Source organism: Streptomyces sp. NPDC006739 (assembly GCF_042869815.1).
Taxonomy (GTDB): Bacteria; Actinomycetota; Actinomycetes; order Streptomycetales; family Streptomycetaceae; genus Streptomyces.
The window spans coordinates 23,136-44,690 of the sequence record NZ_JBIAGM010000023.1 but is presented as its reverse complement, the minus strand read 5'-3'; the positions used below and the strand labels follow the sequence as shown (position 1 = coordinate 44,690).

Sequence of the window (21,555 nt, the reverse complement as noted above, 5' to 3'; positions counted from 1 at the left end):
TTGGGGGGATGGGGGACTCCCCCCATGAGAGGTGAATCCTCTGCACGGCCCAACCAGGGCCGCAATTGCTTACTGCTGTTCTCGGATGTCTCGTGTTACCGCGGTGCTGCTAGCTCGCCATGCGGCGGCCGGCGTCGTCCAGCCGGTCCGCGAGGGAGCCGTTGATGACCTCGTCACCGACCTGCACCCGCATCCCGCCGACGACCTCGGGGTCCACGTCGAGGTTGAGGTGCATCCGGCGGCCGTAGAGCTTCGCCAGGGCGTCGCCCAGACGTCGCTTCTGCGTCTCGCTCAGCGGCACCGCCGAGGTGACGGTGGCGACCAGGCGGTCCCGGCGTTCGGCGGCGAGCTTGGACAGGGACTCCAGTCCCGCTTCCAGGCTACGTCCCCGCGGGACGGTCACCAGGCGCGTCACCAGACGCTCGGTGGCGGGCTTGGCCCGGCCGCCGAGCAGCCGGTGCAGCAGCTCGGTCTTGGCCGCGACACCCGCCGTGCGGTCGGTCAGCGCGGCGCGCAGCTCGGTGGTGGAGGCGACGATCCGGCCGAACCGGAACAGCTCGTCCTCGACGTCGTCGAGCGTGCGCGTGCGCTCCGCGGCGGCGAGGTCCGCGATGTCGGCCAGCACCTCCAGCGCGTCCACCAGGTCGCGGGACTGCGACCAGCGGGCCCGGGCCAGGCCGGACACCAGGTCGGCGGCCTCGCCGCTGACCTGGGCGCCGATCAGGCGGCGGACCAGTTCGGCCTTCGCCTCGGCGGCCTTCGCCGGGTCGGTGAGGACCCGGCGCAGGCCGGCCTCGCGGTCGAGCAGCGCGGTGACGGCCGCCAGCTCGTCGGCGAGCGCGGCCGCGTCCACGGACGTGGTGTCCGTCAGCGCGTCGAGACGCTCACGTCCGGCTGCCAGGGCCTCGCGGCTCGCTCCGTTCATCGCGCGGCCTCGGCCTTCTCCTCGAGGTCCTCGAGGAAGCGGTCGATGACACGGCTCTGCCGGGCGTGGTCCTCGAGGGACTCGCCGACGAGCTTGCCGGCCAGTTCGGTGGCGAGCTTGCCGACGTCCTGGCGGAGCGCGGAAGCGGCGGCCTTGCGGTCGGCCTCGATCTGGGCGTGACCGGCGGCGACGATCTCCTCACGCTGCCGCTGGCCCTCGGCCCGCATCTCGGCGATGAGCGAGGCACCCTGCTCCTGAGCCTCCTGGCGCAGGCGCGCGGCCTCGTGCCGGGCCTCGGCGAGCTGGGCCTTGTACTGCTCCAGAACGCTCTGGGCCTCGACCTTCATGGCGTCGGCCTCTTCGATGCCGCCTTCGATCGCCGCGCGACGCTCCTCCAGAACCTTGTTGATGTTCGGAAGCAGCTTCTTCCAGAAGAAGAAGAACACGATGGCGAAGGCGATGGTGCCGACGAGCAGCTCGGGACCCTCGGGAAGGAGCGGGTTGCCGCCCTTTTCCGGGGCCGCCAGCTGTACCAGGTTGGCGATCACATCAGTGCCTTTCGTCGATACGTGTCGGTACGGAGGTCTTACTTGGTACCGAACACGAACGGCATGACGATGCCGATGAGGGCGAGCGCCTCGCAGAAGGCGAAGCCGAGGATCTGGTTGGCGCGGATCAGACCGGCGGCCTCGGGCTGGCGGGCGAGCGCCTGGGTGCCGTTACCGAAGATGATGCCGACGCCGATGCCGGGGCCGATAGCCGAGAGGCCGTAACCGACGGAACCGATGGAACCGGAGACAGCGGCGAGGGTCTCAGTGGCAGCCATGCTGAATCTTCCTTCTCTTTACGGACCGGTGGGGGTTGACCACCGGACGACCGGGGGGTGAGGTGGGGCGGCTCAGTGGTGCTCGGCGAGAGCGCCCTGGATGTACGAGCAGGCCAGCAGTACGAAGACGTACGCCTGGACGGCCTGCACGAAAAGCTCGAAGCAGATCATGGCCATGGACATCACGAAGGAGACACCGGCGGCCGGGATCATCCAGCTGTTCAGCAGGTACCAGGAGGCGACGGTGAACATCACCAGCATGAGGTGACCGGCGAACATGTTCGCGAAGAGTCGCACCGCGTGCGTGAACGGGCGGACGAGCAGGTTCGAGAAGAACTCGATGACCATGACCAGCGGCAGCACCGCGCCGAGCGACTTGTCGTAGCCCGTGATGTTCTTGAAGAACCCCACGAAGCCGTGCCTCTTGAAGGTCAGCCCGACCCAGAGGACCCAGACGAGCACGGCCATCACCATCGGGTAGGCGATGATCGAGCCGACCGGGAACTGCGCCAGCGGGATCACGGACCACACGTTCATGATCCAGATGAAGAAGAAGAGGGACACCATCAGCGGGACCCACTTCTCGCCCTCGCGCTTGCCGAGGGTCTCGTACACGATGCCGCGGCGCACGAAGTCGTAGCCCGCCTCGCCGATCATCTGCAGCTTGCCCGGCACGACCTTGGCCTTGCCGAACGCGGCCCAGAAGAAGGCGACGACGAGGGCGGTGGTGACCAGCGCGAGCAGCATCACCTTGTTGAAGTCGAAGCCCCCGACCGTGGCGATCGGCTTGAACAGGAAGGAGTGCAGGCCCGGAGCCGGGAAGCCACACCCGTTGTCGGACATGATCCGACAACTCCAGTCAAAGGCGAGCTGGGTCTGTTCAGCACTCACCGCGGGCTCCTTCGGCGTGACGCATGGGTACGGCAACCTCGTTGTGTCGGCGCGGCACACGGCCGCGGAGCGGCACCGGACTGGTGTTACGGATGTGAGGGCGGCTGGGGGGCATCGAGCCTCGCGATCGAGCAGGCGTCAGCTCAGATGCCCGCGCCCGCGATGCCGCAGTTGGCACCGGACGATAGCAGGAGATCTCACAGGCCTTTATCCCGCCCCTACCCCTCACGACGACGGGCCCGTCTTCTCGTGCGTCTCGCTCTTCGAGGAGTCCGGATCGATGTAGAAGATCTTGGCCTTCAGATGCGCACGAGCCTGCGCGGCCATCCACACCACCGTCGCGAGGACCAGTGCCGCGGCGAACGCCTTCGGGTTGAAGAGGGAGGTGCCCTTGAAGACGGCGACGAAGATCAGGAGGAGCAGCAGTTGGGCGGCGTAGAGCATCAGCCCCATCGCCTGGAACAGCTGCGGGAGCGTTTTTGCCGTCCACTGCAGCACGTAGAGGCCGATTCCCATGAACAGGACGGCCAGCACCGTGCCGACAGCCGCGCCGAGCGCGCCCTTGCCACCCGCGACCGCGGCGCTCACGGCGACGGCGATCACGCCGGCGGCCGCTGAGGGCACAGCGATCTGCAGAAGGTTCCGGGCGTCATTGGACGGCATGGCGGCAACTCCGCTTTCACAGGGGGCAGGGTGTCGTCATGGACGAGCGTAGTCCCGGGTGGAGTGTTGGTGACCTCGTGCCAGGGGACCGTCGCACTACGGTCCTTCGGCTCTGTCCCGGGTTCTCGTGAACCGTATCACAAACTATTTGATGAGGTCTTTACCTGTTGGGTGTGCCTGCTGTCACACATGAGAGTGACAGCGCCCGTCTGCGCAAAAACCGTGCCCTGTTGTCTGGTATTGGGGGTCTTTGCTCCCCCACGAGATGGCAATGCTCTCGTCAGATTCTTACCTTGGAAGCCGCGATCGGGGGCCGATGGCAGTCGCCCCGTTGACCCCTTTGACCCCACCCGCACCAGCGGTGACGGGTGCGCGCCGGTCCCCCGCGACGGGCTCGGCGGGCTCCACGCCCTCAACGGACTGCGTCGGCTCGGGAGTTGCGACGGCCGCCAGGGCGGCCCGGCGGCGCCGGTAGCGCCGGTAGCGCGGCGGCACGAACCGCTCGGCCCACCTCGGGATACGCGGCGTGAAGCGCGGCAGCAGGAGCAGCACCAGCCCGATCGCGCTCAGGAAGACCACCCCGAGGACGATCCACATGGACGCGGAGTTCACCGAGTAGGCGAGCGCCCCGAAGGCGATCAGCGCCGACCAGAAGTACATGATCAGCACGGCCCGGCTGTGCGAGTGGCCGATCTCCAGCAGCCGGTGGTGCAGATGGCCCCGGTCGGCGGCGAACGGCGACTGGCCGCGCCAGGTGCGGCGCACGATCGCCAGCACCAGGTCGGCGGCCGGCACCGCGATGATCGTCAGCGGTAGCAGCAGCGGGATGTAGACGGGCACCGTCTGGTGCACGGCCGCCTTCTCGGAACCGGTGAACAGCGCCAGCGCGTCCGGGTCGACCTGCCCGGTGATGGAGATCGCGCCCGCCGACAGCACCAGGCCGATCAGCATCGAACCCGAGTCGCCCATGAAGATCCGGGCCGGATGCATGTTGTGCGGCAGGAAGCCCAGGCACATGCCCATCAGGATCGCCGCGAACAGCGTGCCCGGGGCGGCGGCCTCGATGCCGTACGAGTACCAGATCCGGTAGGCGTACAGGAAGAACGCGGCGGCGGCGATGCACACCATGCCGGAGGCCAGACCGTCGAGTCCGTCGACGAAGTTCACCGCGTTGATCGTGATGACGACCAGCGCCACCGTCAGCAGCGTGCCCTGCCACTGGGTCAGCGCCACGTTGCCCACGCCGGGGATGGGCAGCCACAGGATCGTCAGACCCTGCATGACCATCACGCCCGCGGCGATCATCTGACCACCGAGCTTGATCAGCGCGTCGATCTCGAACTTGTCGTCCAGGACGCCGATCAGCCAGATCAGGGCGGCGCCGGAGAGCAGCGCACGCGGCTCGTTGGACTTGGCGAAGACCTCGTTGAGGTTGGTCAGGTGGTCGGCGACCAGCAGACCCGCGCACAGTCCGAAGAACATCGCGATCCCGCCGAGGCGCGGAGTGGGCTCCCGGTGCACGTCACGTGCCCGGATCTCCGGCATGGCTCCGGCCACGATCGCGAACTTCCGTACCGGCCCTGTCAGCAGATACGTCACCGCGGCCGTGATGCAGAGCGTCAGCAGGTATTCACGCACAGGCTTCCCCACAGGTCTCGCTGGCCATCTCAGCCCCACACCCTAGCGAGGCATGTATATGGATGGGGACTTTCGGGTAGCGACGATGGTTGCACGTGTGGCTGTGGACCACGGTGCACGAGGGTGTACGCACGTGCGCCTACCCCGGCTCAACCGGGATACGGCGGAAATCCAGCGGCCAGCTCCCGCACCCGCTCACGCGCGCCGACCGGGTCCGTCTCGCCCCTCAGCACGCCCCCGAGGAGCCCGGCGATCAGCACCATCTCCGGCTCCCCCATGCCCTGTGTGGTCACCGCGGCGGTCCCCAGGCGCAGCCCGCGGCCGTCGCCGTGCGGCAGCACGCAGCAGTCCAGGACGATGCCCGCGGCGGCGAGCCGGCCGCGTGCGGTGCGCCCCTCGACGCCGAGCGGCGCCGGATCGGCGGTGATCAGATGCGTGTCCGTGCCGCCGGTGGTGACGGCCAGTCCCTCGGCGGCGAGGTGACCGGCGAGCACCCGCGCGTTGGCGACCACCTGACGGGCGTACGCGGCGAACGCGTCAGTCGCCGCCTCCCCGAACGCGACCGCCTTGGCGGCGATGGTGTGCATCTGCGCCCCGCCCTGGGTGAACGGGAAGACGGCCCGGTCGACCCGCTGGGCCAGCTCGCTCCCGCACAGGATCATCCCGCCGCGCGGCCCGCGCAGCACCTTGTGGGTGGTGGCGCACACGATGTCGGCGTACGGCACCGGGCTGGGCGCCGCTCCCCCGGCGACCAGCCCGATGGGGTGGGCGGCGTCGGCGATGAGATGGGCGCCCACCTCGTCGGCCACGGCGCGGAAGAAGGCGTAGTCGATGTGGCGCGGGTAGGCGATCGACCCGCACACGATGGCCTTGGGCCGGTGGGCACGGGCCAGGGCGCGCACCTGGTCGTGGTCGATGAGCCCGGTCTCGGCGTCCACCCCGTAGCCGACGAAGTCGAACCAGCGCCCGGAGAAGTTCGCGGGCGAGCCGTGCGTGAGGTGGCCGCCGTGCGGCAGGCCGAGGGCGAGGACGGTGTCGCCGGGGCGCAGCAGGGCCGCGTAGGCGGCCAGGACGGCCGAAGAGCCGGAGTGGGACTGCACATTGGCGTGCGCGGCCCCGAACAGCGCCTTGGCCCGCTCCACGGCGAGCCGCTCGGCCATGTCCACGATCTCGCATCCGCCGTGGTGCCGGGCGCCGGGATAGCCCTCGGCGTACTTGTTGGCGAGCGGCGAGCCGAGGGCCGCGAGGACGGCCGCCGAGGTGAAGTTCTCGGCGGCGACCAGCTGCAGCGTCGTCGACTGCCGGGCCAGCTCCCCCCACAGGATCTCGGCCAGCTCCGGGTCCTGCCGGCGCAGGACATCGACCTCTTGGGCAGGCATGACCGACATGACGGACTCCGGGCGGTCGGTGGTGACGTAGGTCCAATGTAGGCCCGGGGCGGGTGGGGTGCGCGTTCGCTACGTCCGTGCGGGTACGCCGGTGAGCGCGGTGACCACCGGGTCCAGCGCCTCGTGTATCTCGTCCCCGACGGAACGGAAGAACGGCAGCGGGGCGCCGTAGGGGTCGTACACCTCGTCGGCCTCGGCGGTGGGCGCCAGCAGCCAGCCGCGCAGCGCGGCCGCCGCCCGCACCAGCGCCCGCGCCCGCAGCACCACGCCGTCCTCCAGGGGAGGCAGGGTGGCCGGGTCTATGGCCCGCACCAGCCGGGTGAACTCCTTCAGCGTGAAGGTGCGCAGCCCCGCCGAGTGCCCCATCGAGATCACCTGCGCCCGGTGGTCCCGGGTGGCGGTCAGCACCAGGTCGGCCATGATCACGTGCTCGTCCAGCAGTTCGCGGCCCACGAAGCCGGATGCGTCCGCGCCGAACTCGCCCAGCACCGCCTCGGCGTTGGCCTCCATGGGCGCGCCCTCGTGGCCCCAGGTGCCCGCGCTCTCCACGATCAGCCCGCCGCCCAGGACGCCGAGCCGCTCCCGCAGGAAATGCCGGGTCAGCCGCTCGGTGATCGGCGAGCGGCACACATTGCCGGTGCTGACATGGAGGATGCGGAAGGTGTCGCGCGGAAACCCGAACGTCGTCGTCTGTTCCGCAGCACGTTCCCCGTTGCCTATGCCACGCCCCGCGTCAGGGGCCGTCAATTCGCCACCTCGAGGTCGGGTACGACCTTGCGCAGCTCGTCGGGGGAGATCGCGCCCTCGCGCAGCAGCACGGGCACCTCGCCGGTGACGTCGACGATGGAGGACGGCACGATGCCGGGGGTGGGGCCGCCGTCGAGGTAGACGGAGACGGAGTCGCCGAGCATCTGCTGGGCCGCGTCGCAGTCCTCCGGCGCCGGGTGGCCCGTGATGTTGGCGGAGGAGACGGCCATCGGGCCGACGTCGGTCAGCAGCTCGATGGCGACCGGGTGCAGCGGCATGCGCACGGCAACCGTGCCACGGGTGTCCCCCAGGTCCCACTGCAGGGACGGCTGGTGCTTGGCGACCAGGGTGAGGGCGCCCGGCCAGAACGCGTCGACCAGCTCCCAGGCCAGCTCGGAGAAGTCGGTGACCAGACCGTGCAGGGTGTTCGGGGAGCCGATCAGCACGGGGGTGGGCATGTTGCGGCCCCGGCCCTTCGCGTCGAGCAGCTCGGCCACGGCCTCCGAGGAGAACGCGTCGGCGCCGATGCCGTACACCGTGTCGGTGGGCAGCACCACCAGCTCGCCCCGGCGGACGGCGGACGCGGCCTCGCGCAGACCCGTCGCGCGGTCGGTCGCGTCATTGGTGTCGTATCGCCGTGCCATGTCTAGCTGGCCTCCTCGTACACGAAGTACCCGTACTGCCGGGCTGAAGTCTGCGGGGTGCTCACGGCAGCGCCTTGCGGGCGGTGGCGAAGCGGGGGCGGTTGTTGAGGTCGGGGTGATCGGCCGCGTCGGCCCAGCCCCGCTCCTCGGTGAAGATCCACGGCACCTGGCCGCCCTGGGTGTCGGCGTGCTCGATGACGACGACGCCGCCGGGGCGCAGCAGCCGGTGGGCGGTGCGTTCCAGGCCGCGGATGAGGTCCAGGCCGTCCTCGCCGGAGAACAGGGCCAGTTCGGGGTCGTAGTCCCGGGCCTCGGGAGCGACGTACTCCCACTCGGTGAGCGGGATGTACGGCGGGTTGGAGATCACCAGGTCGACCTGGCCGTCGAGGTCCCGGAAGGCGTCCAGGGCGTTGCCCTGGCGCAGGTCGACCCGGGAGCCCTCCACGTTCTTGCGGGTCCACCGGAGGGCTTCCTCGGACAGCTCCACGGCGTGCACCCGGGAGCGCGGGACCTCCTGGGCGAGGGCGAGGGCGATCGCCCCGGAACCGGTGCACAGGTCGACGATCAGCGGCTCGACCACGTCCATGGCGCGCACGGCGTCTATGGCCCAGCCGACCACCGACTCGGTCTCCGGCCGGGGTACGAACACCCCGGGGCCGACCTGGAGTTCCAGGTACCGGAAGTAGGCCCGCCCGGTGATGTGCTGCAGCGGTTCACGCTGCTCCCGGCGGGCGATGACCTCCCAGTAGCGGGCGTCGAAGTCCGAGTCCTTCACGGAGTGCAGCTCGCCCCGCTTCACGCCGTGCACGAACGCGGCCAGTTCCTCCGCGTCGTTGCGCGGCGAGGGCACGCCGGCGTCGGCCAGCCGCTGGGTGGCCTGTGCCACCTCTGCGAGCAGCAGGTTCACGCAAGTCCTCCGTGTCGTACTCGGTCGTGCGTACGTGCCTCGTCCCGCGGCCTCTACGCGGCTGCCAGCTTCGCCGCCGAGTCCGCGTCGACGCAGGCCTGGATCACCGCGTCGAGGTCGCCGTCCAGGACCTGGTCCAGGTTGTACGACTTGAAGCCGACGCGGTGGTCCGAGATGCGGTTCTCCGGGAAGTTGTAGGTGCGGATCTTCTCGGAGCGGTCGACGGTGCGGACCTGGCTGCGACGGGCGTCCGCGGCCTCCTTCTCCGCCTCTTCCTGCGCCGCCGCGAGCAGCCTGGAGCGCAGGATACGCAGTGCCTGCTCCTTGTTCTGCAGCTGGCTCTTCTCGTTCTGGCAGGAGGCGACGACTCCGGTGGGCAGGTGCGTGATGCGCACCGCGGAGTCGGTGGTGTTGACGGACTGGCCGCCGGGGCCGGAGGAGCGGTAGACGTCGATGCGGAGGTCGTTCGGGTTGATCTCGACGTCGACCTCCTCGGCCTCCGGGGTGACCAGCACACCGGCAGCCGAGGTGTGGATGCGGCCCTGGGACTCGGTGGCCGGCACACGCTGCACGCGGTGCACGCCGCCCTCGTACTTCAGCCGGGCCCAGACGCCCTGCCCGGGCTCGGTGGCGCCCTGGCCGCCCTTGGTCTTCACGGCGACCTGGACGTCCTTGTAACCGCCCAGCTCGGACTCGGTGGAGTCGATGATCTCGGTCTTCCAGCCGACGCGCTCGGCGTAGCGCAGGTACATGCGCAGCAGGTCGCCCGCGAACAGCGCCGACTCGTCACCGCCGGCCCCGGCCTTGATCTCCAGGATGACGTCCTTGTCGTCACTGGGGTCGCGCGGGACGAGCAGCAGGCGCAGCTTCTCGGTCAGCTCCTCGCGCTGCTTCTCGAACTCCTTGACCTCGGCGGCGAAGTCCGGGTCGTCGGCGGCGAACTCGCGCGCGGTCTCGATGTCGTCGCCCGTCTGCTTCCAGGAGCGGAACGTGGCGACGATGGGGGTCAGCTCCGCGTAGCGCTTGTTCAGCTTGCGCGCGTTGGCCTGGTCGGAGTGGACCGACGGATCGGCGAGCTTCTTCTCCAGGTCGGCGTGCTCGGCGACGAGTTCCTCGACGGCCTCGAACATCTTGGGCTCCTGTACTGCGGGGTGAAGGGCTGACGGGCGACCAAAAACGCCGGTCCCGGCGCGCCCTCGGGAAGGGCGCGGCCGTGGACCGGCGATTCGGTGCTCGCTACTTCTTGGAGCCGGCCGCAGCCTTGCCGAAGCGGGCCTCGAAGCGGGCCACACGGCCACCGGTGTCGAGGATCTTCTGCTTGCCCGTGTAGAACGGGTGGCACTCGGAGCAGACCTCGGCGCGGATGGTGCCGCTCTCGATCGTGCTGCGGGTGGTGAACGACGCGCCACAGGTGCAGCTGACCTGCGTCTCGACGTACTCGGGGTGGATGTCGCGCTTCAAGGTGTCTCCTAGGTTCGGGAGGGCGCCGGGTCGCAGCCGCGGGATGCGGAGGCGTGAACCGGAGCCGACGGACCAGTCTGCCAGGACTGGGCCCATCCCCCAAAACCGAGGGGCGCGGCGGTCTATTCCCCGGGTGCGGGAGGGGTCAGGGAGTGACGACGCCCCGGGCCTCGCCGGTGGCCGTTCCCCGGGTGGCGGACGCCGGGATCGCCCGGTCGTTCTTCAGGGCCGTCCAGACCTGCCGGGCCTTGGACTGCTCGGGCAGGACGCGGTTGGGGTCGGCGGGGTCGTACCGGACCGGCATGGTGACCATGTGCATGTGCGCGGAGCTGATGCCCTTGAGGCCGTCGGCGAAGTCCACCAGGGAGTTGACCGAGCCGAGGTCGGAGTCTGTGGTGACGGCCTTGGTGGCGGTGTCGGCGAGGTCGTAGAGCTTCTTCGGGCTGGTGAACACGCCCACGTGCTTGACCTGGTCGATCAGTGCCTTGACGAATGCCTGCTGGAGCTGGATGCGGCCCAGGTCGGAGCCGTCGCCGACGCCGTGCCGGGTGCGGACCAGGCCGAGCGCCTGCTCACCGGTGAGGTCGTGGGTGCCGGCCTTGAGGTCCAGGTGGCTCTGGGGGTCGTCGATGTCCTTGGTCGTGGTGACCTTGACGCCGCCCAGGTCGTCGACGAGCTTCTGGAAGCCGGCGAAGTCGACCTCCAGGTAGTGGTCCATGCGGATGCCGGACATGGACTCGACGGTCCTGACCGCGCAGGCCGCGCCGCCGGTGGTGTAGGCGGAGTTGAACATCACGCCGGAGGCGGCCGGGTGCGCGGTGCCGTTCGCGTCCGTGCAGGCGGGGCGGTCGATCAGGGCGTCGCGCGGTATGGAGACCACGCTGGCCCGCTGGTGCCCCTGGTAGACGTGGACGACCATCGCCGTGTCGGAGCGGGCGCTGCCGTCGTCCGTTCCGCCGCCGAGCTTCCGGTTGGCTCCGGAGCGGGTGTCGGAGCCGAGGACCAGGATGTTCTGGGAGCCGTTGTCGGCCTTGGTCGGCCGGTCACTGCCCAGGGCCGAGTTGATGTCGACGCTTCTGATGTTGCCGTTGAGCTTGAAGTACACGTATCCGGCGCCGGTGCCGCCCAGCACGATCACGCCCGCGGCGGTCCAGGCCGTGACCAGCAGGGCCTTGCGGCGCCCGCTGCGGGTCCTGCGGCGGCGGCCCCCCGCACCGCGGCGCGGGCCCTTCGCGCCCAGCTCCGTGATCTCGGGTTCCGGCGTGCTCTCGACGGACACTGTGCTCCTCGGTTCTCGTCCGGTCGGTTACCCCCTGCTCTCAGGGTCGGGTGCGGTCCGTACCGCACCATCGTCGCCCCGCCCGGGCGGACGGAGAAACTCGGGAAAGACTTGCACAACACAGAGTGCCCACCGCGTGCGACGGTAAGCACTCTGCGTAGTCGATTCGGCGGACGGGTCCCCGGGTCACCTGCGTTTTCGGCCGAAAACGCCGTACCGCTGGAGGGGGGTGCCGGCCGAGAACCGTGTGGCAAAGGTCTCGCCGACCCGGCGCGGGACAGCGGCCGGCGGCGGCGTCCCTTCCTGTTCATGGTCCTGCACATCGGCAAAAGGCCGCCCCCCGCCACCGAGGTGACGGGGGGCGGCCTTCGCTACCCGGGGACCGGCTAGTCGCCGTTGCCCGGCGTCGGCGTGGTCTTCTGGATCTGCATCAGGAACTCGGCGTTCGACTTCGTCTGCTTCATCTTGTCGAGGAGCAGCTCCACGGCCTGCTGCTGGTCGAGGGCGTGCAGCACCCGGCGCAGCTTCCAGACGATGGCCAGCTCGTCGCTGGCGAGCAGGATCTCTTCCTTACGGGTACCGGACGCGTCCACGTCCACCGCGGGGAAGATGCGCTTGTCGGCGAGCTTGCGGTCGAGCTTCAGCTCGGCGTTACCCGTGCCCTTGAACTCCTCGAAGATCACCTCGTCCATGCGGGAACCGGTGTCGACGAGTGCCGTCGCCAGGATGGTGAGCGAGCCACCGTCCTCGATGTTGCGCGCGGCACCGAAGAAGCGCTTCGGCGGGTACAGGGCGGTCGAGTCGACACCACCGGACAGGATGCGGCCGGAGGCGGGCGCGGCCAGGTTGTACGCACGGCCCAGACGCGTGATCGAGTCGAGCAGGACGACCACGTCGTGACCCAGCTCGACCAGGCGCTTGGCGCGCTCGATGGCCAGCTCGGCGACCGTGGTGTGGTCCTCGGCCGGGCGGTCGAAGGTCGAGGAGATGACCTCGCCCTTGACCGACCGCTGCATGTCGGTGACCTCTTCCGGACGCTCGTCGACCAGGACGACCATCAGGTGGCACTCGGGGTTGTTGTGCGTGATCGCGTTGGCGATCGCCTGCATGATCATGGTCTTGCCGGTCTTCGGCGGGGCCACGATCAGACCGCGCTGGCCCTTACCGATCGGCGAGACCAGGTCGATGATGCGGGTGGTGAGCACGCCCGGGTCCGTCTCCAGGCGGAGGCGGTCCTGCGGGTAGAGCGGGGTCAGCTTGTTGAACTCCGGGCGGCCACGGCCGTGTTCGGGCGCCATGCCGTTGACGGAGTCGAGGCGGACCAGCGCGTTGAACTTCTCGCGCCGCTCGCCCTCCTTCGGCTGCCGGACCGCACCGGTGACGTGGTCACCCTTGCGCAGACCGTTCTTGCGGACCTGGGCGAGGGAGACGTACACGTCGTTCGGACCCGGCAGGTAGCCCGAGGTGCGAATGAACGCGTAGTTGTCCAGGATGTCCAGGATGCCCGCGACGGGGATCAGGACGTCGTCGTCGGCCACCTGCGGCTCGGCGATCTCGTCGCGGCCGCGACGGCCCCGGCGGTCGCGGTACCGGCCGCGACGGCCCCGGCGGCCACCGTCGAAGTCGTCGTCGTCCTGCGGGCCGGCGTTGCGGTCCTGACGGGCGCCGCCCGGCTGCTGGCCCTGCTGCTGGCGGTCCTGACGGTCCTGCCGGTCCTGACGGCCCTGACCCTGACCCTGCTGGTCGTCGCTCTTGCCCCGGCGGTCCCGGTCCCGGCCGTCACGGCCGTCCCGGCTGTCCCGGTTGTCCCGGCCGTCGCGGTTGTCCCGGCCGCGCTCACGGCGGTCGCGGCGACCGCGGCCCTCGCCGTCACCGGCGTCGCCCTGCGGCTGCTGCACGGGCGCCTCGACCCTGGTCTCGCTCTTCGCCTCGGCGGCGATGGTTTCGGTGCTGCCGGCGGCCGGGCTGCCCGCCTCGGCGGTGGCACGGCGACGGCGGCGCTCCGCGGGGGCGTCGTCGCGGGCGGGGCCGCCGGCGGGCTGGCCGGGGATCTCGATCTGCTGCTGGGCCACGGCCTGCTCGGCGGAGGCGTCCGAGGCGCTCTCCGCCTTCTTCTCGGCGGCGGGCTCGCCCGTACGGGCCTTGGAGGTGGCGCGGCGCTTGGGCTTGGTCTCGGTGGCGGCCTCGGCCTTGGGGGCGGCACCCCCGGCGGCCTGCGCCTCCTTGATGACCTCGATCAGCTGGCTCTTGCGCATGCGCGCCGTGCCCCTGATGCCGAGGCCGGATGCGACCTGCTGCAGCTCGGCCAGCACCATGCCCTCGAGGCCGGTACCGCGGCGCCGCCGGGAGCCGGCACCGGTGGCAGGCGCGGAGGCGTCCGTGGCGGGCGCGGCAGCGGTCTCCTCGACACGTGCGCCCATCAGATCGGTGGTGTCGCTCACGAAGGGTCCTTCCCTGGAGCGGACGTCGGCCTGTCTGGCTCGGCGACCGGTTGTGCTGTCCGGCTTCGGTCCTGTCTTCTGTGGACCGTGCCGGGGCGGTGGTCCGCCAAAGCGGCGGAAGAGAATTTCTGGTGATGGCGCTTCCGCGAGTCGTGACACCCGGTGTCACGTGGCGTGGTCGCACCGATTCCGGAGCGTGCCCGGCAACCCGCTCAGTGCCCGCGTACGGCGTACTGCCCGATCACGACGTACTGAACACAGAGTGGCTTGGGAGGCTCCCGGAAGAATGTCTGTCCCGGACGGGGACACGAAGCACCTCGCCATGGTGGGGTCGGGTGCAGACTTGAGATTAACACTACCGGATCCAACAAACATTCCCCCTCTCCAAATCCGGCAACCGTGTGTCAGGACGCAAGCGGCAGCACGCTCGCTCCCTGGGCGTCCAGGCTCAGCCGGTTGGCGGCCCAGCCCGAGCCGGCCAGGGCCTGGACCTTGTCGGCGGTGCCGGCGTCGGCCAGTGCCATGACGGTGGGTCCGGCGCCCGAGATGACGGCCGGGATCCCGTCCCCGCGCAGCCGCTCCACCAACGCGGCGCTCTCCGGCATGGCCGGTGCGCGGTACTCCTGGTGGAGGCGGTCCTCGGTGGCGGGCAGCAGCAGCTCGGGACGCCTGGTCAGGGCCTCGACGAGCAGGGCCGCGCGGCCCGCGTTGGCGGCGGCGTCGACGTGCGGCACGGAGCGCGGCAGCAGGCCGCGCGCGGTCTCGGTGAGGACCGGCTTTCCGGGCACGAAAACCACCGGAACGATGGAATCGGCGGGCTCCATCCTGATCGCCCGCGCGGCCCCGGCCTCCATCCAGGAGAGGGTGAAGCCGCCGAGCAGACAGGCCGCCACGTTGTCGGGGTGGCCCTCGATCTCGGTGGCCAGCTCCAGCAGGGCCGCGTCGTCGAGACGGGCCTCGCCGCCTATGGTCACCGCCCGCGCGGCGACGATGCCGGCGCAGATGGCGGCGGACGAGGAGCCCAGGCCACGGCCGTGCGGGATGCGGTTGGCGCAGACGATCTCCAGGCCGCGCGGCTGGCCGCCCAGCAGATCGAAGGCGGTGCGCAGCGAGCGGACGAGAAGGTGACTCTCGTCTCGTGGCAGGGTCTCGCTGCCCTCGCCCGCGATGTCGATGTGCAGCCCGGAGTCGGCCACCCGGACGACGACGTCGTCGTAGAGCCCCAGCGCGAGGCCCAGGGCATCGAAGCCCGGGCCGAGGTTGGCGCTGGTGGCGGGGACGCGCACCCGGACGGCGGCGGCGCGGAACGCTGGACCGGCCATCGCTCGTTGACTCTCCTTGAGCTGCGTGATGGTCGAATGACATTCGATGACGTACGTGAGAGACCCTCAGGCCGCACGGACGGCGCGGCACCGCGCCATATGCGGGGGCATATGCGGTGGGCGGGTTCAGTACAGCCTATCGAAGGAAGGTTCTGTGGCGACATAGGGCGCACAGGAGGCGCACGATGCGTGTCGTAAGCCCCTTGTGCACCCCTCCCGGGCAGTTCCCAGGGTAGGACGCCACGAGGTGTCCACCGGTTGCCTCGCCCGGGATCCCCGAGCGGAACTCCGGCTTCCGTCGGGCGAGGGTCAGACGAGGCCCAGTCGCTCGGCCGCGGTGGCCGCGTCGACCGGCACGGTGACCGGCTGGGGGGCGCCGGCCACGGCCCAGTCGGGGTCCTTCAGGCCGTTGCCGGTGACGGTGCACACGATCTTCTGCCCCGGGTCCACCTTGCCCTGCTCGGCGGCCTTGAGCAGACCGGCGACGGAGGCGGCGGAGGCGGGCTCCACGAAGACGCCCTCCTGTGCGGCCAACAGCCGGTAGGCGCGCAGGATTTCACGGTCCGTCACCTCGTCGATGACACCGCCCGACTCGTCCCGCGCGGCCAGCGCGTACTGCCAGGAAGCCGGGTTGCCGATGCGGATGGCGGTGGCGATCGTCGAGGGGTCCTTGACGACCTCGCCCCGCACGATCGGCGCGCTGCCGGAGGCCTGGAAGCCCCACATCCGGGGGGTCCGGGAGGCGATGCCGTCGGCGGCGTACTCGCGGTACCCCTTCCAGTACGCGGTGATGTTGCCCGCGTTGCCGACCGGCAGGACGTGGATGTCGGGGGCGTCGCCGAGCATGTCGACGATCTCGAAGGCGGCCGTCTTCTGACCCTCGATACGCACCGGGTTGACCGAATTGACCAACGCCACCGGGTAGTTCTCGCTCAGGCTGCGAGCGAGCGTCAGGCAGTCGTCGAAGTTGCCGTCGACCTGGAGGATCTTCGCGCCGTGCACGAGGGCCTGGCCCATCTTGCCGAGCGCGATCTTGCCCTGCGGGACGAGGACGGCGGACACCATCTGGGCCCGTACGGCGTAGGCGGCGGCGGAGGCCGAGGTGTTGCCGGTGGAGGCGCAGATGACCGCCTTCGCGCCCTCCTCCTTGGCCTTGCTGATGGCCATGGTCATGCCGCGGTCCTTGAAGGACCCCGTGGGGTTGGCGCCCTCCACCTTGAGGTGGACCTCGCAGCCCGTGCGCTCGGAGAGCACCTGCGCGGGCACGAGGGGCGTACCGCCCTCACGGAGGGTGACGACCGGTGTGGTGTCGGACACCGGCAACCGGTCCCGATACTCCTCGATGATTCCGCGCCACTGGTGGGTCATTGCTGGTTACTCTCCTTCAACCCGCATGATGCTGGCGACACCCCGCACGGTGTCGAGCTTGCGCAGCGCCTCGACGGTCCCGGTCAGGGACGCGTCGGACGCGCGGTGGGTGACGACGACGAGGGAGGCCTCGCCGACGCCGTCTTGTCGCCCTTGCTGCCGCACGGTATCGATGGAAACCCCGTGTTCGGCGAACACGGTGGCAACCTGGGCGAGAACACCCGGTTTGTCCGCGACATCGAGGCTGATGTGATACCGGGTGACGACGTCACCCATCGGCGAGACGGGCAGAGCGGCGTACGCCGACTCCCCGGGACCGGTCGCACCATTGAGCCGGTTCCGGCACACGGCGACCAGGTCGCCGAGCACGGCCGAGGCGGTCGGCGCACCGCCGGCGCCGGGGCCGTAGAACATGAGCTGCCCGGCGGCGTCCGACTCGACGAAGACGGCGTTGTACGCGCCGCGCACGGAGGCGAGCGGATGGGTCAGCGGAATCATCGCGGGGTGCACACGCGCGGTGACGGACCCCCCGTCGGCCGCCCGCTCGCAGATGGCGAGCAGCTTGATGGTGCACCCCATCTCCTTGGCGGAGGCGAAGTCGGACGCCGTCACCTCGGTCATGCCCTCGCGGTAGACGTCGTCGAGGCGCACGCGCGTGTGGAAGGCGATCCCGGCGAGGATGGCGGCCTTGGCGGCGGCGTCGAAGCCCTCGACGTCGGCGGTCGGGTCGGCCTCCGCGTACCCGAGGGCGGTGGCCTCGTCGAGGGCCTCCTGGTAGCCCGCGCCCGTGGAGTCCATCTTGTCGAGGATGAAGTTGGTGGTCCCGTTGACGATCCCCAGCACCCGGTTGACCTTGTCCCCGGCGAGGGATTCGCGCAGCGGCCGGATCAGCGGAATCGCGCCGGCGACGGCTGCCTCGTAGTAGAGGTCCCCGCCGTGCTCCTCGGCGGCGGCGTGCAGCGCGGCACCGTCCTGGGCGAGCAGGGCCTTGTTGGCGGAGACCACGGACGCGCCGTGCTCGAAGGCGGTGGTGATGAGCGTGCGGGCGGGCTCGATCCCGCCGATGACCTCGACCACGACGTCGATGTCGCCGCGTTTGACGAGGGCGGTGGCGTCGGTGGTGACGAGTTCCGCGGGGATGCCCTCACGGACCTTGGAGGGCCGCCGTACCGCGACCCCCGCCAGCTCCACCGGTGCGCCGATCCGGGCGGCGAGGTCGTCGGCGTGCGTCGTCATGATGCGCGCCACCTCTGAGCCGACCACTCCACAGCCCAGCAGCGCCACCTTCAGCGGACGCGTACGCATCATCCGACCTCGTTTCCTCATACCGTCTACGGTTGGACCAGTCTCACTCACCGGACGGGAGTTTCTACCCTTCGTCCGGATCGTGAGACATGTATTTCATTTGTCCGGGGGTGGAAGACCGAAGATCTTCCACCTGGGATCATCCGACGTCGAGACGCAGGAGGTCCTCCTCCGTCTCGCGCCGGACGATCAGCCGGGACGTGCCGTCGTGCACGGCGACCACCGGCGGCCGCGGCACATGGTTGTAGTTGCTGGCCATGGACCGGCAGTACGCGCCGGTGGCGGGTACGGCGATGAGGTCACCCGGTGCCAGGTCGGCCGGCAGGAACGCGTCCTTCACGACGATGTCACCGCTCTCGCAGTGCTTGCCGACCACGCGTACGAGCATCGGCTGGGCATCGCTGGTGCGGGAGACGAGGGCAACGCTGTACTCGGCGTCGTACAGCGCGGTCCGGATGTTGTCGGACATGCCGCCGTCGACGGAGACGTACGTACGCAGCCCGTCGAGGGGCTTGATGGTGCCGACCTCGTAGAGGGTGAAGGCGGTGGGCCCGACGATGGCGCGCCCCGGCTCGACGGAGATGCGCGGGGTCCGCAGCCTGGCCGCCTCGCACTCGCGGGTGACGATCTCGGTCAGCGCCTTGGCGATCTCGTGGGGTTCGCGGGGGTCGTCGTCGCTGGTGTAGGCGATGCCGAGACCACCGCCGAGATCGATCTCGGGCAGCTCCACCCCGTGCTCGTCACGAATGTCCCGGAGCAGCCCGACGACCCGGTGGGCGGCGACCTCGAACCCGGACATGTCGAAGATCTGCGACCCGATGTGGCTGTGGATGCCGATCAGTTCCAGTCCGTCGAGCTGCAGGGCCCGCCGTACGGCCTCGGCGGCCTGCCCGCCCGCGAGCGGAATCCCGAACTTCTGGTCCTCGTGGGCGGTGGCGATGAACTCATGGGTGTGCGCCTCCACACCCACGGTGATCCGGATCTGCACCCGCTGCCGCTTGCCCAGTTCCCGGGCGATGTGGGCGACGCGGACGATCTCCTGGAAGGAGTCGAGGACGATGCGTCCCACGCCCGCCTCTATGGCCCGGCGGATCTCGTCCACCGACTTGTTGTTGCCGTGGAGGGCGATGCGCTCGGCGGGCATACCGGCGGACAGCGCGGTGGCCAGCTCACCGCCGGAGCAGACGTCGAGGTTGAGTCCTTCCTCGTGCAGCCACCGCACTACGGCCCGGGACAGGAACGCCTTCCCGGCGTAGAAGACGTCGGCGCCGGTCCCGAAGGCACCGCGCCAGGCCCGTGCCCGGGCCCGGAAGTCGGCCTCGTCGAGGACGTAGGCGGGCGTGCCGTACTGCTCGGCGACGGCCTTGACGTCGACCCCGCCGACGGTCACGACGCCGTCGTCGTCCCGGGTGACGGTCTGGGCCCACACCTTGGGGTCGAGGGTGTTGAGGTCGGCGGGCGGGGCGGAGTAGTGGCCCTCGGGGAGAACGTCGGCGTGACGGGGCCCGGCGGGGTGTGCGGAACGGCTCATGACTTCAGGTGGCTCTCTGTGTCGCGTTCGTTCGGTCGGTCGGTCGGTCTCGGTCGGATCTTCGTCGGATCTCTGTCGAATCTCTGTCGACGCTGACGTGCTTTCGCTGACGTCCTTTGCTGACGCGTTTCGCTGACGTCTTTTCGTGACGCCTTCTCGCTGACGCCTTCTCGTTGACGCCATCTCGCTGACGCCTTCTCGGGAGGGCGGTGGTGCTGTCGTCAGAGGTGGTCGGGTGCGTCGATGCCGAGCAGGGACAGGCCGCCGGCCAGCACCGTCCCGGTGGCTTCGGCGAGGGCGAGCCGGGCACGGTGGGCGGCCGAGGGTTTCTCCTCGCCGCGCGGAAGCACGGTGGGCAGGTACGGCAGGGCGGCATCGGCGACGGTGACGAGATGCCGGGCGAGCCGGTCCGGGGCGCGACGGGTGGCGGCCGCGGTGAGGATACGGGGGTGATCGGCGAGGGTGGCGACGAGGGCGCGGGCATCGGCACCGCCGACGTCACCGGGTTCCGCGCCGAACCCGAGACGGGCGGCGTTACGGCTGAGGGCCCGGCAGCGGGCGTGGGCGTAACGGACCCGGAAGAGCGGATTGGCCTCGCGCTGCACGAGCAGATCGGCGGTGATGCGGGGCCGGTCGTGCGGGGCCGGGTGGAGCAGGGCCCACTGGGCTGCGTCGGGCCCGAGCGGCGCGGGGTCCTCCGGCGCCGGGACGGGCCGCAGGCTGACGGGCTCCCCGTGCTCGACCTCACCCCGGCCGCCCTGGGTCGCGACGATCCGTACGACCGCGTCGGCGACGGCCTCGGCACGCGCCTCGTACGGCACGCGCAGCACGACGACCTGACCGGCGAGCGCGTCACTGTGCCCGTACTCCGCGCCCTGCCGGCGGATCTCCCGCACGAGCGAGGCGGTGGTGTCCGCTTCCCGGCTGAGGCTGATGTTGAGGAACCCGGGCCCGGTGACGACGACGTCCCCGATGCCGTCGAGGCCGACGAGCCGGGGAAGCAGGATCTCCGCGACGCGCCGGGGCGGCTGCCCGGCCGGCCTGGCGAGCTGCAGGGCGATGTTGGTGGCGTAGTCCCCGCACCCACCCGGCCCGGGCGGCGTGACCACGACCCGCTCCGGCACGGCGACACTCAGCTCCCCCGCGTCCACGGCACAACGCACCGCGTGCAGCACGGTGCGGGAGAGCTCGACGGGAGTCACGGGACAAGCGTAGGGGAGGAGGGGGGTGGGTATGCGAGCAGGTTTGGGGAGGGTCCGGCATGTGGACGGTATGGGACGCTCGGGGCAGGGTGGACGACCTGAGGCGAGTGGATGATCCTCGGGGCGGGTCCGACTGGGCCGGTCCTGATCAGTTGCCGCCGCCGCTGCCGCTGTGGCCGGCATGCTCGGTCGCCACGTCGACGTCTCGGCCGGCGTGCCCACTGACACCACCACCGACTACCAGACCACCCTCTCCCCTGCTCTCCGTCCTGCCCTCTCCTCTGCTCTCCGTCCTGCCCTCTGCCTTGCCCGCCATCTTGCCCTCTGCCCTGCTTTCCGCTCTCCCCTTCGCCTGACCGATCAACTCCTTCACGAGTCGAACGAGTTCGGTCGGCTCGAAGGGCTTGGCGAGGAAGGCGTCGACGCCGACTCCGAGGCCGGCCTCGACCTCGTACTGCGTGCAGGCACTGACGATGGCCAGCGGCAGATCATGGGTGCGCGGATCGGCCTTGAGCTGAGCGGCGGTACGGAGCCCGTCGAGACGGGGCATGACCACATCCAGGGTCACGACATCGGGCCGCACCTGATGGACGACATCCAGACACTCGGCACCATCGGCCGCGGTCACGACCTCGAGCCCCTCCAGCTCAAGGTTGACCCTGATCAGCTGCCGGATGACCTTGTTGTCGTCCACAACAAGCACCCGGCCCGACGCGCCTGGCACAACTCGAGAGTAGGTCGGGACCGGCCACCGCGTCCGGCTTTTCCCCACTTCCACCCCTCCGAGCGAGCCCCGTCCTCCCCCACCTCCGTAAACCCGTTCATGAACACCCCGAGCAAGCTGGTAGTGTTCTACCCGTCGCCGCGAGCGAGCAGCTCAGCAGCGGACACGCCCCCGTAGCTCAGGGGATAGAGCAACGGCCTCCGGAGCCGTGTGCGCAGGTTCGAATCCTGCCGGGGGCACCCGTCATAAGGTGCCCAAAGACCCCGTCACCAGCGGAAACGCTGAGGCCGGGG

General features: G+C 70.2%; 20 protein-coding genes and 1 tRNA gene. 1 reads left to right on the top strand and 20 read right to left on the bottom strand.

All coding sequences use genetic code 11. The annotated features are described in order from the left end of the window. Nucleotides 1-109: 109 nt before the first annotated feature. The 20 genes from ACFYMM_RS34135 to ACFYMM_RS34040 all read right to left on the bottom strand — a co-directional run bounded on the left by ACFYMM_RS34135 (nt 110) and on the right by ACFYMM_RS34040 (nt 21,262). Complete coding sequence (locus ACFYMM_RS34135; RefSeq protein ID WP_388393887.1) at nt 110-925, bottom strand: F0F1 ATP synthase subunit delta; 816 nt, start codon at nt 923-925, stop codon at nt 110-112. Beyond that, complete coding sequence (locus ACFYMM_RS34130; protein ID WP_388393884.1) at nt 922-1,473, bottom strand: F0F1 ATP synthase subunit B; 552 nt, start codon at nt 1,471-1,473, stop codon at nt 922-924. Before ACFYMM_RS34130 ends, ACFYMM_RS34135 begins: the two co-directional genes overlap by 4 nt. Before the next feature lie 38 nt (nt 1,474-1,511). Further along, a complete protein-coding gene (locus tag ACFYMM_RS34125; protein WP_053670587.1) occupies nt 1,512-1,751 on the bottom strand; it encodes an ATP synthase subunit C in 240 nt (79 codons plus the stop codon). Nucleotides 1,752-1,823: 72 nt separating this feature from the next. Continuing rightward, on the bottom strand, nt 1,824-2,594 hold the full coding sequence (atpB, locus tag ACFYMM_RS34120) for a F0F1 ATP synthase subunit A (protein ID WP_388394104.1): 771 nt from the start codon (nt 2,592-2,594) through the stop codon (nt 1,824-1,826). Between the two features lie 273 nt (nt 2,595-2,867). Then, complete coding sequence (locus ACFYMM_RS34115; RefSeq protein ID WP_388393882.1) at nt 2,868-3,305, bottom strand: hypothetical protein; 438 nt, start codon at nt 3,303-3,305, stop codon at nt 2,868-2,870. Nucleotides 3,306-3,593: 288 nt separating this feature from the next. Then, nucleotides 3,594-4,943 carry an MraY family glycosyltransferase gene (locus ACFYMM_RS34110; RefSeq protein WP_388393879.1) on the bottom strand — a complete coding sequence of 450 codons (1,350 nt, stop codon included), beginning with the start codon at nt 4,941-4,943 and terminating at the stop codon, nt 3,594-3,596. A 149-nt stretch (nt 4,944-5,092) separates the two neighbouring features. After that, nucleotides 5,093-6,331 (bottom strand): serine hydroxymethyltransferase, encoded by a 1,239-nt coding sequence (glyA, locus tag ACFYMM_RS34105; RefSeq protein ID WP_388393877.1) that lies wholly within the window; start codon nt 6,329-6,331, stop codon nt 5,093-5,095. A gap of 69 nt (nt 6,332-6,400) precedes the next feature. Next, complete coding sequence (locus tag ACFYMM_RS34100) at nt 6,401-7,078, bottom strand: protein-tyrosine-phosphatase (protein WP_388393874.1); 678 nt, start codon at nt 7,076-7,078, stop codon at nt 6,401-6,403. Further along, on the bottom strand, nt 7,075-7,722 hold the full coding sequence (locus ACFYMM_RS34095; protein WP_388393871.1) for an L-threonylcarbamoyladenylate synthase: 648 nt from the start codon (nt 7,720-7,722) through the stop codon (nt 7,075-7,077). Before ACFYMM_RS34095 ends, ACFYMM_RS34100 begins: the two co-directional genes overlap by 4 nt. Before the next feature lie 61 nt (nt 7,723-7,783). Further along, nucleotides 7,784-8,629: a peptide chain release factor N(5)-glutamine methyltransferase gene (gene prmC, locus ACFYMM_RS34090; protein WP_388393869.1), complete on the bottom strand. Its 846-nt coding sequence runs from the start codon at nt 8,627-8,629 to the stop codon at nt 7,784-7,786. A gap of 53 nt (nt 8,630-8,682) precedes the next feature. Further along, on the bottom strand, nt 8,683-9,759 hold the full coding sequence (gene prfA, locus ACFYMM_RS34085) for a peptide chain release factor 1 (RefSeq protein ID WP_388393867.1): 1,077 nt from the start codon (nt 9,757-9,759) through the stop codon (nt 8,683-8,685). Between the two features lie 106 nt (nt 9,760-9,865). Continuing rightward, nucleotides 9,866-10,090 (bottom strand): 50S ribosomal protein L31, encoded by a 225-nt coding sequence (gene rpmE, locus ACFYMM_RS34080; protein ID WP_019326867.1) that lies wholly within the window; start codon nt 10,088-10,090, stop codon nt 9,866-9,868. A 145-nt stretch (nt 10,091-10,235) separates the two neighbouring features. Beyond that, entirely contained in the window at nt 10,236-11,369 is a 1,134-nt protein-coding gene (locus ACFYMM_RS34075; protein ID WP_388393864.1) for an LCP family protein, read from the bottom strand. A gap of 386 nt (nt 11,370-11,755) precedes the next feature. Beyond that, nucleotides 11,756-13,810 carry a transcription termination factor Rho gene (gene rho, locus ACFYMM_RS34070; RefSeq protein WP_388393862.1) on the bottom strand — a complete coding sequence of 685 codons (2,055 nt, stop codon included), beginning with the start codon at nt 13,808-13,810 and terminating at the stop codon, nt 11,756-11,758. Between the two features lie 404 nt (nt 13,811-14,214). Next, nucleotides 14,215-15,132 (bottom strand): homoserine kinase, encoded by a 918-nt coding sequence (gene thrB / locus ACFYMM_RS34065; protein ID WP_388393859.1) that lies wholly within the window; start codon nt 15,130-15,132, stop codon nt 14,215-14,217. Nucleotides 15,133-15,441: 309 nt separating this feature from the next. Continuing rightward, complete coding sequence (gene thrC, locus ACFYMM_RS34060; protein ID WP_388393856.1) at nt 15,442-16,500, bottom strand: threonine synthase; 1,059 nt, start codon at nt 16,498-16,500, stop codon at nt 15,442-15,444. A gap of 6 nt (nt 16,501-16,506) precedes the next feature. Further along, nucleotides 16,507-17,805, bottom strand: coding sequence for a homoserine dehydrogenase (locus tag ACFYMM_RS34055; RefSeq protein ID WP_388394101.1), 1,299 nt, complete (start codon nt 17,803-17,805; stop codon nt 16,507-16,509). Nucleotides 17,806-17,944: 139 nt separating this feature from the next. Further along, nucleotides 17,945-19,336 (bottom strand): diaminopimelate decarboxylase, encoded by a 1,392-nt coding sequence (gene lysA / locus ACFYMM_RS34050; RefSeq protein WP_388393853.1) that lies wholly within the window; start codon nt 19,334-19,336, stop codon nt 17,945-17,947. 221 nt (nt 19,337-19,557) lie between these two features. Further along, nucleotides 19,558-20,538 carry an ArgS-related anticodon-binding protein NrtL gene (nrtL, locus tag ACFYMM_RS34045; RefSeq protein WP_388393850.1) on the bottom strand — a complete coding sequence of 327 codons (981 nt, stop codon included), beginning with the start codon at nt 20,536-20,538 and terminating at the stop codon, nt 19,558-19,560. A 148-nt stretch (nt 20,539-20,686) separates the two neighbouring features. Continuing rightward, entirely contained in the window at nt 20,687-21,262 is a 576-nt protein-coding gene (locus tag ACFYMM_RS34040; protein ID WP_388393847.1) for a response regulator, read from the bottom strand. A 167-nt stretch (nt 21,263-21,429) separates the two neighbouring features. On the opposite strand from ACFYMM_RS34040, the gene ACFYMM_RS34035 reads away from it, so the two are divergent. Beyond that, nucleotides 21,430-21,501 (top strand) — tRNA-Arg (locus tag ACFYMM_RS34035). The last annotated feature ends 54 nt before the right edge of the window (nt 21,502-21,555 follow it).